The sequence below is a fragment of the Streptomyces collinus Tu 365 genome, assembly GCF_000444875.1.
Classification (GTDB): Bacteria; Actinomycetota; Actinomycetes; order Streptomycetales; family Streptomycetaceae; genus Streptomyces; species Streptomyces collinus_A.
The window spans coordinates 446,095-458,960 of sequence record NC_021985.1; the positions used below are offsets into that span (position 1 = coordinate 446,095).

A 12,866-nucleotide genomic window follows, 5' to 3' on the forward strand; every position below is an offset into this window, starting at 1 on the left:
TCAGAACTGGATCTGGAAGAACGGCGCCGGCGGCGTCGGGCCGTCGTGGCGCCCGTTGGCTCCTGCGGAGGCCGGTACCGGGACGTCGAACCAGAACCGGCGCCGTCGGTAGCGCGGCGGATCCAGCGGTTCACGCAGCGGGACATGGCCGTCCGGGGCCTGGCGCACCACCATGTGGGCGTTGGTGCCGCCGAAGCCGAACGAGCTGACTCCGGCCCGGCGTACGCCGTCCCGCCCGGTCCAGTCCCGCAGCTCACGGACCGGGAACAGCGGCGACCGGTCGAACTCGAAGCGCCGGTTGAGCGTCGCGCAGTGCAAGGTGGGCGGCAGTTGCCCGTGGTGCACCGACAGCACCACCTTGATCAGGCCGGCGATCCCGGCCGCGCTGAGCGTGTGCCCGATGTTGGTCTTCACACTGCCCACACCGCAGAAGCCGACCTCGTCGGTGGCGCCGCGCAGGACCTCGGTGAGCGCCTTCAGCTCCATCGGGTCACCGATCATGGTGCCGGTACCGTGCGCCTCGACGTAGCCGAGCTGCACCGGTGACACCTCGGCCGCGGCGAGTGCGGACTCGACGACCTCGCGCTGCGCCCTCGGGTTCGGCGTGGTGATGCCCATGGTGCGGCCGTCGTTGTTGACGGCGCTGCCCTCGATCACCGCGTACACCCGGTCGCCGTCGCGGATCGCGTCCTCGGCCCGCTTGAGCAGCAGGGCGCCGACGCCCTCGCCGAGGACGATGCCGTCGGCGCGCTCGTCGAAGGTGTGGCACCGGCCGCTCGGTGACAGCGCCCCCGCGCCGCTCATGCCGACGAACGGCACCTCGTCGAGCAGGATCTCGACGCCGCCGGCGATCACCAGGTCGGACTCGCCGGTGCGCAGGCTCTGCGCGGCCAGGTGCACCGCGACCAGCGCCGAGGAGCAGGCGCTGTCGACGACGACGGCGGGGCCGCGCACGTCGAGGTAGTGCGAGAGGTGGGCGGCGATGAAGTTCTGCGCCATGCCGCTGATCGAGTGGGTCGTCGCGGCGGCATGGTGCGCGCCGAAGTTCGCCGCCCGGGCGCCGGCGAAGACCCCGACCCGGCGACCGGCCACTTCGGCGGGCGTCAGGCCCGCGTCGGCCAGGCACTCCGCCCCGGCCTCCAGGAACTGCCGCACCAGCGGGTCGACGTGGGCGGCCCCGGCCGGGTCGAGCCGGAAGTAGTCCGGGTCGAAGTCCTCGATGCCGTCCAGGAATCCGCCCCACTTGCTGACGGTTCTGCCGGGCTGCGGGGCGGGGTGCCAGAAGCGATCGGCATCCCAGCGCGACGGCGGCACCTCGGTCACCGAGTCCACGCCGCCGACGAGGTTGCGCCAGAACGTGGCGTGGTCGGGCGCTCCGGGGAAGTGGGCGGCAATGCCCACCACCGCGATTCCCCGCTCCGGCCCTCTCACCTGGGCGGGTCGCGGCTGCGGCGCGCGCACCGGCTCCGGCTTCCCGGGCGCAGGCTGCTCCGGCAGCCGGTCGTCGAGGGCGGCGGCCAGCCGGGCGATGGTCGGGTTCTCCAGCAGCGCCGAGGGTTCGGCGACCACCCCGAGGTCACGTTCCAGCGCGGCGAGCAGTTGGACGATCATGATGGAGTCCACACCGAGGTCGGCGAAGTCGGCGTCGGGCCGGATCTGGGCGGCGTCCAGCCGCAGCGTCGTCGCGAAGACCTCGGTGAGCCTCCGCACGCCGTCACCGGTCCGCCTCCCGTGAGCCGTGGGCGGGTCCGCGGCGGCGACCGGCGCCAAGGCCCCTGGCGCGGGGTGCCCGGGCACCGAAGTCCCGGGATCGGTGGTTTCGAGCGCGGAAGTCCCGGGCCCGGACGCCCTGGGCGCGGGAGTCCCCGGCGCGGAAGTCCCGGGCCCGGACGCCCCGGGCACGGGAGTCCCCGGCGCGGAAGTCCCGGGCACAGAACTCCCGGGCACGGCAACCTCCAACAAGGCCCGGGCGTCGAACCGGGTGGTGTCCACCAGGCACGGCAGCACGACCGGGTCGGGTCCCGCCAGCGCCGCGTCCAGCAGCGCCACGCCGTCCTGCGGGCGCAGCGTCCGCAGCCCCAGTTCCCGGTAGACAGGGGTGTCCACCTCCGGCATGCCGGCCGCCTGCCAGCTCGGCCACTGCACCGACCGGAAGACCGGCGTGTCGGCGCCGGTGGCGTTCCGGTACTCGGCCACCCGGTCCAGCACCGAGTTGGCCAGCGCGTAGTCGCTCATCCCTGCCGCCAGCGCGGGCACCTGACCGGCGATCGACGAGTACAGCACCACGAAGCGCAGCGGGTCGTCGCCGCACGCGTCCAGGAGCGCCTGCAGGCCCGTGGTCTTCGGTTCCACCACCCGCCGCATGTCGGCGGTGCGTTTGCCGATGAAAGCCGGGTCGGTCATCACGCCGAGACCGGCGCAGTGCACGATCCCGGCGATCGGTCCCCACTCCCGCCGGATCCGGTCCAGTACCTCCCGGGCGCGCTCGAGGGGGATGCTCTCGATCACCAGGCGCACCCCGGCGCGTTCCAGCGCGCTGAGGTCGCGCAGTCGGGCCGCCAGCGCCGGATCGGTGTCGGGTGCGGCCATCAGCTCCGCCCAGTTGTCGCGGGCGGGCAGCGGGGACTGGCCGAGCAGTACCAGCCGGTTTGCTCCCCGCTCGACGAGTTCCGCGGCCAGCAGACGGCCGAGCGCGCCGGTGCCGCCGGTGATCACCACCGGCCGCCCGGCCAGATCGTCCGACCACCGGGCGGGTGCCGTGGCGCAGCCGGTGGGACGCAGCGTCGGCGTGTACCGGACGCCGTCACGCACGCACACCTCGGTGACCGGGTCGGTCGCCGCCAGCTCCGCGCCGGCCACGTCGCGCAGCGCGTCCGGGTCCGTGAAGTCGACGTCGACGGTGCGGGCGAACACCCCGCGGTACTCGGCGGAGAGCATCCGGACCAGTCCCGCGAACGCCGCTCCTCGCAGCGTCGGGCTGTGCGCGCGGAAGGACACCAGTCCTCGGGTCAGGTGCAGATAGGCGAAGCCGGCGGTTCGGTTCGTCGCGATCAGCTCACGGGCCAGCACGATGCGGGCCCAGTCGACGCGTACGTCGGGCACCGGCACCGCGGACAGGTCGACGAGGTCGATCACGACCGGCGCCCGGCCGATCGACGCGGCCGCCCGCAGCCCCGTCTCCTCGTCCGTGTCGTCCAGGCGGACCACTCGGGCCGTGTCACCGAACGCCGCCGTCGCCAGCGCCTCGGTCTCGGCCCGGACCAGGACCACCGGCGCGGTCGGCGCCGGCCCCGACGCCGCCGGCGCCGGTTCCCACTCCTTGGCCAGCAGGCGTCGCGCCTCGTGCTCCGGCGGCGCGGCGGACGGGCTCGCCAGCCAGTGCCGTTCCCGGGCGAACGGGTACGTCGGCATGGACGTCAGGGCGGGCCGATCGGTGCGCAGCGCGGCCCAGTCCACGGCCGCGCCGGCCTGCCAGAGGCGGGCGATCCGATCGAGCCGCCCTTCCCGGGCCAGCCGGCGCAGGTAGCTGACGCCCTCCGGCTCGGTGAGCCAGTCGTGGTCGCCGGTCGCGGTGGTCGCCTCGATGTCACCGGCCAGGAAGGCGGCCAGCCGGTCCCGCAGTTCGGCCACGGACCTGACGACCAGGGCCAGGCGCACCGGCATCGGAACCCGGCCCACCTGCGAGGTGTGGGCGAGAGAGGAGAGCGCGGGCTGCCGGTCGCCGAGGAATGCCAGGTGTGCCCGGGCGTACCGGTGCAGGGCGGCCTCGTCCCGCGCCGACAGCACGAAGATCTCCGGCCCCGTGGAGTCCACGGGCACGGACGTCACGGGCGGCTCTTCCAGGACGACATGGGCGTTGACCCCGCCGAAGCCGAAGGAACTGACCCCGGCGCGCAGTGGCACGGTCGTGCCGTCGGCGTCGCTCGGTGTCCACGGCCGGGTCTCGCGGACCGGCTCGAAGGGAGTGCCGTCCAGGTCGATCAGCGGGTTGAGCCGCGACAGGTGCAGGGTCGGCGGCAGCTGCCGGTGCCGCATCGCCAGCACCACCTTGATCACGCCGGCGATGCCCGCCGCGGGCTCCAGGTGCCCGATGTTGCTCTTGACCGTGCCGATGCCGCAGGTGACCGGCGGCCCGGCGGCCAGCGCGCGATGGGCGCGGACCAGGCCGTCGATCTCGACCGGGTCGCCCAGGGCGGTGCCGGTGCCGTGCAGCTCGACGTAGGACACCGTCTCGATCGGCACGTCCGCGTCCCCGTACGCCTCGACCAGCAGATCCGCCTGCGCGAGCGGGTTCGGCGAGGTGAGCGACGACGCGCGGCCGCCGTGGTTGACGGCGCTGCCGCGGATCACCGCGTGCACCCGGTCGCCGTCGGCGAGGGCCCGCGACAGCGTCTTGAGCACGACGACGCCGACCCCCTCGCCCTTGACGTACCCGTCGGCGCTCTCGTCGAGCGCCTTGCACCGGCCGTCGGGCGCGAGCACGCCGAGCTGGTTGCCGGCGACCACGGTCTGCGGGGACAGCACGAGGCTCACCCCACCGGCGATGGCGAGGTCGCTCTCCCCCGCGCGCAGCGACCGCACGGCACGGTGCAGGGCGACCAGCGAGCTGGAGCAGGCCGTGTCGACGCTCTCGCTCGGGCCCCGCAGGTCGAGCAGGTACGAGATGCGGTTGGCCAGCATGGTGCGGGCCAGACCGGTGCCGGCGTGAGCGTTGACGTGCTCGCCGCGCAGCACCATCGACTCGTAGTCGGCGAACTGCACCCCGGCGAAGACGCACACCCGGCCGCCCGCGAGCCGGTCCGGGCGGCACCCGGCGTCCTCCAGCGCGCCCCAGGTGTGCTCCAGGAAGAGGCGGTGCTGCGGGTCCATGGCCTGCGCCTCGGCCGGTGAGATACGGAAGAACAGCGGGTCGAAGAGGTCCACGCCTGTCAGGAAGCCACCCCAGCGGGCGGTGCCGCCGAAGCGGCGGGCGACCTCCCGCCAGTCCCATCGGTCGGCGGGCGTCTCGGTGATCAGGTCCCGGCCGTCGGCGAGGTGCTGCCAGAACTGTTCGAGGTCGTCCGCGCCGGGCAGCCGCCCGGCCAGGCCGATGATGGCGATCGGCTCATGACCGGCCGGAGCGGCGGACGACGAGCCGCTCGCGGGCGCGGGCACGCCGTGCGGCACGGACACCGGTGCGGGCGCGGGCACGCCGTGCGGCACGGACACCGGTGCGGGCGCGGACTCGGACGACGCGGGGCCGGGCTCGGACGACGCGGGGCCGGGCTCGGTCCGCTTGGCCACCGGGGCCGGAGGCAGCTCGGCCGCCAGGTGCGCGGCGAGCTTGGTGACCGTGTTGGCGCCGAACAGCGTCGTCGTCGGCACGGTCACGTCGTAACGGGCGGCCAGTGCCGCGGCCAGGTTCTGCAGGCCGAAGGAGTCCAGGCCGTACTCGCCGAAGCCGGCGTCGGGGTCGAGAGCGGACGGGGCGATCCCGAGGATCCCGCCGATCAGCTCCCGCAGCTGGGTGGGGAGTTCCGGGGAGACGGCGACGGCCGGCGCGGGGGTCGGCGGCGGCGCCGGGAGGGCCGGTACGCCGTCGTCGCGCAGACGCATCCCGGCGACCAGGTCGCGCATCCGGGCCGGGTCACCGGGCAGGACGGCCACCTGCGGGCGGTCCAGGCGCAGCACCAGGTCGAGCACCTGCTCGCCCTCGGCCGTCTCCAGGTAGCGGAAGCCGGTACCGGCCAGGTAGCGGCGCTCGTCGTCGGTGTCCACGTGCATGCCGCCGGCACGCCACATCGGCCAGTCCACCGACACGGTACGGCCGTGGCGGCGGCCGGCGAGACGCTCCCGCTCCCGGAAGTCCGCGAACCCGTCGAGGTAGCGAGCGCCGACCGCGTAGTCCACCAGGCCGTAGTCACCGAGCTGCCCGGCCAGCGAGGAGTAGAGCACGAACAGGTCCAGCGGCAGGTCGCGGGTGACCTCGTCGAGAACCCTGGTTCCGGTGATCCGGGCGCGCAGGTGCGCCCGCAGCTCGTCGACGTCCTTGCCGGGAAGCGGGTTGCGCGACGCGGTGCCGGCCAGGTGGAACAGCCCGTCGAGGCCGCCCAGGTCGGCGATCACCTCGGCCACCACGCGGGTCATCGCGTCGCGGTCCTCCACGGCCGCCCGGTAGTACGCGACGGTGCCGTGCGCGCGCAGCTCCGCCAGCTGCTCGGCCCGTTCGGCGGCCGGCGAGCGACCGGTCAGCGCCACCCGGGCGCCACGTGACAGCAGCGTTCGGGCCAGCAGCACACCCAGCCCGCCGAGGCCACCGGTGATCAGATAGACGCCGCCGTCACGCAGCGGTGAGGGCAGCACCGGACGGGCGGGTATCTCGCTGAGCACCCGCACCGACCGGCCCGACGGCGACAGCCGCACGGCCGGGCCCGACAGCCGGTGCGCGGCGATCTCGGCGAGCAGCTCGCCGGTGTCGCCCGCACCGTCGACCCGGACGACGCCGAACGTCGTTCCCGGCAGCGCGGCCCGCAACGACGCGTCGAACCCGCCCCACGCCTCGGCGAGCGCGTCCTCCGGCACCAGCGCCTGGATCCGGACCGGGGTGCGGGCGGCGCCGGCCGTCAGCTCCTTCGCGATCCGGAACATCGCCTCGAGTCCCAGGTCGTCGCGGCCGGGCGCGAGCAGCGGCCACTGGTGGACGATCCGGGCGGGCGTCTCGGCGAGCAGCCGCGCGTAGTCGTCCTGCTCGCCGGGCCGGATGGTGATCACCGGGCCCTCGTCGCGGTACTCCGTGCCGGCGCGCACGTGCACGGCGCCGGGCACCGGCAGATCGCCCAGGACCAGTACCCGGCCCGGGTGCTCGCCGGCCGCCGGGACCGGCTCGTCCTGCCAGGTCGCCGTGAAGCAGCTGACCGGACGGGCAGTCGTGCCATCGGTGAACCAGTGCCGTTCCTGCGCGAACGGGTAGGTCGGCAGCGACCGCCGGCGGGGCGGGGCGGCCCAGCGGCGATGCCAGTCCACCTGTGCGCCCCGGGTCCAGGCGGCCGCCGTCTCGTCGTCACCGCGGCCGTCGCAGGGCGTGCGGTCCGCGTCCCGCTCGACCCGACCGGTGTGGATGCCCGCGGTGTCACCGGCGAGGAAACGCCGTAGCGTCGCGACGGCGTGCTCGGCGGAGTCGGTGACGAACGCCAGCCGCTCGGGGTACGCCCCGCGCCCGACCTGCAACGTGTACGCGGTGCTCGCCAGGTCGTGCGCCCAGCGGTCCGGCCGGTCGGCGAAGGACCGCGCGTACGCCCGCAGCCGTTCGGGGTCCCGGGCGGACAGGACGAACACGACCGGTCCCGGCGCCGGAACCGGCTCCTCGGCCGGGTACTCCTCGAGTACGACGTGCGCGTTGGCTCCGCCGTACCCGAAGGCGCTCACCCCGGCCCTGCGTGGCACCCCGGGCGCGGGCGGCGCCCACTCCCGCGGCCCGGTCGCGAGTTCGAACGGGGTGCCCTCCAGGCCCAGATGCGGGTTCGGCCGCGGCCCGTGCGGGTCGCCGGTGATCCGGCCGTGCCGCATCGACAGCAGCACGCGCAGCACCGCGGCGATGCCGGCGGCTGGTTCGAGATGGCCGATGGTGTTCTTCAGCGCGCCGAGCGCGCAGTGCGGCCGGGCCGGCGCGTCGTGTCCCCAGTCCTGGTAGAGGTCGGCGAACGCCTCGCGCAGCCCGTTGGTCTCGGCGGGGTCACCGATGACCGTGCCGGTGCCGTGCGTCTCCAGGTAGCCGATCGTCGCCGGGTCGACCGCCGCCTCCCGGTGCGCCCGCCGGATCACGTCTGCCTGTGCGCGCGGGCTCGGCGCGGTCAGCGAATTGGCTCGGCCGCCGTGGTTGACCGCGGTGCCGCGCAGTACGGCCAGGATCGGGTTGCCGTCGGCGCGCGCCCGGCTGAGCCGCTTGAGGACGACGGCGCCGACCCCCTCGCCGCGTACGTAACCGGACGCGTCGGCGTCGAAGGCCCGGCCCACGCCGTCCTCGCTGAGCATCCCCGCCCGTTCCAGTGAGGCGAAGGTGACCGGGGACAGCATCAGGCTGACGCCGCCGACGATGACCGTGCCGCACCGTCCGAGGCGCAGCGCCTCCGCCGCCCGGTGCAGCGCGACGAGCGAGCTGGAGCAGGCGGTGTCCACGGGTTCGCTGGGACCGTGCAGGTCGAGCTGGTACGAGATGCGGTTGGCCAGCATCGACGGGGCCAGGCCGGTCGACGAGTAGGCGTCGGTGGCGGCGCCGGAGCGCTGGACGAGTTCGGCGTACTCGCCGGAGCCGACGCCGACGAAGAGCCCGGTGTCGCTGCCGGCCAGAGCACCCGGGTCCATACCCGCGTCCTCCAGCGCGGCCCACACCGTACGCATCAGCAGCCGCTGGCGCGGGTCCATCCAGCGGGCTTCGCGCGGGGAGATACCGAAGAACAGCGGGTCGAACCGGTCGATGCCGCCGATGAAGCCGGCCCGGGTCACCCGGGTGCGTTCCGGGTGCGCGGCCGGGTCGCCGTGATGCTCCCGTGCGTCCCACCGGTCGGCCGGTACCTCGGTGAACAGGTCGCCACCGCGTTCCAGGGCGGCCCAGAACTCGTCCAGGTCGGCGGAGCCGGGCAGCGTCCCGGCCATGCCGACGATCACCACCGGGTCGTCCGGTTCCGGCTCCGCGGGTCGCGCGGGCGCGCCCTGCGGGTGTTCGCGGGCGAGCCAGTCGGCCAGGGCCGCGGCCGTCGGCGTGGCCAGCAGCTGGTCCGGGCCGACCGGTAGGTCGAACGCCGCGGAGACGTCACCGGCCAGCCTCAGCAGCGCCAGCGAGTCCAGGCCGTGGTCGTGGAACGAGGCGGCCGGGTCCAGCTCCGTCATCGGGTAGCCGGTGACCCCGCTGACCAGCCGCAGCACGGTGGTCAGCGCGGGGCCGGAGGAGCCGGCCGGCCGGGTGGGCGTCGGCGTGGCGGCCCGCGGGGCCGCGGAACGGATCCAGCAGCGGACCGGCTCGAACGGGTAGCCGGGCAGTGGCAGCGGTTCCGGCGCGCTGCCGGCCGTGCCCGCCCAGTCGATCACCTCGCCCTGCACCCAGCGGCGGGCGTTGTCGCGCGGATCCGCGCTCGGCGCGACCGGGTCGCCCGGCTCCGTGGTCACCACGCCGGTCCAGCCCGCGGGCCGCCCGGCGAGGAAGGCGTCGAGCTGCTCGATCAGCTCGTCCGTCCGGTGGGCGACCACGGCGAGCCGGTGTGCCATCGCCTCCCGCCCGATCTGCAGCGTGTAGGACAGGCGGCCGAGGTCGATGTCCGCCGCGTCCGGCGGGGCCGCGGCGAGCTGTCGCAGCGTCGATCCGCTGTGCACGGCGCCTTGGTGCAGGGCGGTCTCCCGCCCTGCCAGCCGCATGATCGTGGCCGGGTCCAGGCCGAGCTCGTCGAGCGGCTCGTCGACGGCGCCGACCGGCAGCCCGGCGGCCGCGGCGATCTCCGCCAGGCCGGTCGCGCCCGGCTCACCGCGCAGGCCGGTCGCGCCCAGCTCCCGCAGGCGGCTGAGCATCCGCTCGACGATGCGGCGCAGCGCCTGCGCGTCGCGCCCCGAGAACGGGAACACGGCCGGCATCGGCACGACGCCGGGCCGTGGCTCGGCCCGGTACTGCTCGACGACCAGATGGGCGTTGGAGCCACCGGCGCCGAAGGCGCTGACGCCGGCGCGCAACGGTCGCGGGCCCGTCCACGGCGCCGCCTCCCGCTGGACGCGGAACGGGACGTTCGCCCAGTCGACGGCCGGGTTCAGCTGCTCGGCGTGCAGTGACGGCGTCAGCTCCCCGGCGCGCATCTGCAACAGCACCTTGGTCAGGGCGGCGATGCCCGCCGCCGACTCCAGGTGCCCGATGGACGACTTGACGGAGCCGATGGCGATCGAGCCGGCCGGGCGGTCGCCGAACGCCCGGGCCAGTCCGGCGACCTCGGCCGGGTCGCCCAGCGCCGTACCGGTGCCGTGCGCCTCCACGTACGACACGTCGGCCGGTTCGACGCCGGCGGCCCGCAGCGCGCTCGTGACGACCTCGCTCTGGGCGCCGGGACTGGGCACCGCGTACCCGCCGGTCTTGCCGCCGTGGTTGACCGCGCTGCCGAGGATCACGCCGAGGATGCGGTCGCCGTCGCGCTCGGCCGCGGCCAGCGGCTTGAGCAGGACCGCGCCGACCCCCTCGCCGGGGACCATGCCGTCGCCGCCGGCCGCGAAGCTGCGGCACCGGCCGCTCTCGCCGGTGAACCCGCCGGCCGCGAGCTGCCGGTACTTGCGTGGGTGCGGGGTGAGGTTGACGCCGCCTGCGAGCGCGTAGTCCACGCCTCCGGCGGCCAGCGCCTCGCAGGCCAGGTGGATGGCGGTCAGCGACGACGAGCACATGGTGTCGACCGCCAGGCTCGGGCCGTGCAGGTCGAGCGCGTACGAGACCCGGTTGGCGATCGACGCGTAGCCCATCCCGCCGGCCAGGCCGCGCTCGTCCTCGAAGAGCTGGTAGTGGCCGTACATGACGCCGACGTAGACGCCGACGCGGCTGCCCCGGAGCCGGGTCCGGGGGTAGCCGGCGTCCTCGAGGGTGTGCCAGGCGGTCTGCAGGAACAGCCGCTCCTGCGGGTCCGTCAGCTCGGCTTCGTGCATCGACATCTGGAAGAACCGCGGGTCGAACTCGTCGATGCGGTCGAGGAAGCCGCCCCACCGGCTGACCGGTGTGCCGTTCGCCCCGGGCTCCGTCCGCGGATCCCAGCGCTCGGCCGGCACCTCGCGGATGCAGTCCAGCCCGGTTCGCAGATTGGTCCAGAACGCGTCGACGTCGTCGGCGAGCGGGTAGCGGCCGGCCACGCCGATGACGGCGATCCGGGTGTCCGCGGCCGGTGCCGTCTTTGCCGGCCGTCCGGCGGGCTCGGTGACCTGGGCCGGCGCGGGCTCGGTGACCTGGGCCGGCGCGGGCTCGGTGGCCTGGGCCGGCGCGGGCTCGGTGGCCTGGGCCGGCGCGGGCCGGGGCTGGTCGGGCAGCAGGGCCCGCACCCGGTCCGGATACCGCTCGACCAGGTGGTCGGCGACCTCGCGGATGGTGGGGTGTTCGAACAGCAGAGTGGGCGGCAGGTCGCCCATGCGCTCGGCGAGCAGGTCGGCGATGCGGGGCACGGTGAGCGAGTCGACCCCGAAGTTCTCGTACGTCTCGTCCAGCCACAGCCGGTCCCGGGGCACCTCGAGTACCTGCACGAACGCGTCCTTGACGTAGTCGCGGGCGGCTTCGACGAGCCGGCCCCCGCCGCCGGTACGCGGCTCGGGCGCCGGTTCGGCCGCTGGTGGCGGCGCCGGCTGCGCCGTGGGTGCGGTGACGGCAGCCGGCCCGGCCGGCCCGCTCTCCGCGACGACGACGTGCTGCGTGAGCCCCTCGTCGGCGGGCAGAGCCCGGCTGCGGGTGAATCCGGCCAGGTCGAGCGCGGCGCGCCAGCCGCGTCCGGACAGCAGCGGCGAACCGGGCAGACGCAGGCCGGTGTCGCGGTGCAGCCACCAGCCGTCGAGCAGACCGAAGGTGAGCGTGGCGGTGACGACGTTGCTGGTGGCCTCGTTGAGCACCAGGTGCCCACCGGATTTGAGCAGCAGCGCGACCGCGCGCAGGGTGTGCGGCAGGTCCGGGGTGGCGTGCAGGACGTTCGCCGCGACCACGACGTCCGCGCCGCCGGGCGGGAAGCCCTGCGCGAGGGGGTCGCCGGAGATGTCGAGCTGCTGGAAGCGCACCATCGGGTAGCGCTCGGCGAACCGCTGTCGGCCGTGCTGCAGGAAGGCGGGCGAGATGTCGGTGTAGACGTACGTCAGTTCCACGCCGGTGGCGGCCAGCGCGGGCAGCAGGCTCGCGGTGGTGCCGCCGGTTCCGGCGCCGACCTCGACGACCGTCACCGGTCCGCCGAGCCGGCCCACCCGGTCCAGCACGGCGGCGACCACGAGTTCGTTGGCGCGGTCGACCACCGGGCTGCCCCGGTAGGCGCCCTCCACCAGCTCCGTGGATCCGCCGGGGAACATCACCTCGGTCGCGCGGACGGTGCCGCGGAGCACCCCGAACAGCTGGTGCATGCAGGGCCTCAGCAGCCGGTCGATGCGGTTCAGCGCGGGTTGCCCCTCGCAGAGCACGACCAGTTCGTTCTCCGGGTCGGTGGGAGCCCGGCGGTCCGTGGCGATCAGCGCGCTGCCGTCGTCGCGCAGGAAACCGGCGACGGTGAGCACGCGCAGCAGTTCGGCGAAGAGGCGGGACTGCCCGTCGGCGATCCGCAGCCGCCGCCGCAGCTCGTCGGCGCTCCACCGTTCGCCGACCGTCCGGAACACCCCTTCGCCCCGGAACAGTTCCCACAGCCAGCCGAGCACGACCTCGTCCAGACGCGCCTGGTCGGTCTCGGTCAACAGCCGGGCGACCGGCGGCAGCGCCGCCGCCGAGGGGGCCAGCTCGTCGTCGGACCGTTCACCGGCGGGCCGTTCGACTCCGGCGGCGGCGAGCACCTCGGCGGTCGCCTTGATCACGACGACCTGCCGATCGGTGCGGCCCAGCACGTCGTGCACGGCTGCCATGCCCTCGGCCGGGGTGATCGAGTGGATCCCGGTCCGGGCCAGGCGCTCGCGGTGCCGGTCGTCGGCGACGATGCCGACGGTGCCCCAGTAGCCCCAGTTGACGACGGCCGAGCGGGCGGCCAGCACGTCGTCGAGATGGTGTGCGAACGCGTCCTCGAACGTCGATCCGGCGGCGTAGTTGGCCTGCCCGGCGCTGCCCGACAGGGCCACCGCCGAGGAGAAGAACAGGACGAAGTCGAGCCCGTCGGCGGCGACCAGGGCGCGGTGCAGTGCCACCGACGTGCGGGTCTTGG

General features: G+C 74.9%; 1 protein-coding gene (running past one end of the window). It reads right to left on the bottom strand.

Annotation, left to right across the window (positions count from 1 at the left end; genetic code table 11):
- On the bottom strand, positions 1–12,866 hold the 3' portion of the coding sequence (locus B446_RS01645) for an SDR family NAD(P)-dependent oxidoreductase (RefSeq protein WP_020937654.1). The gene runs 6,331 nt beyond the window's last position; 12,866 of the gene's 19,197 nt are visible here — the last part of the coding sequence; its start codon lies beyond the right edge, outside the window; the stop codon is at positions 1–3.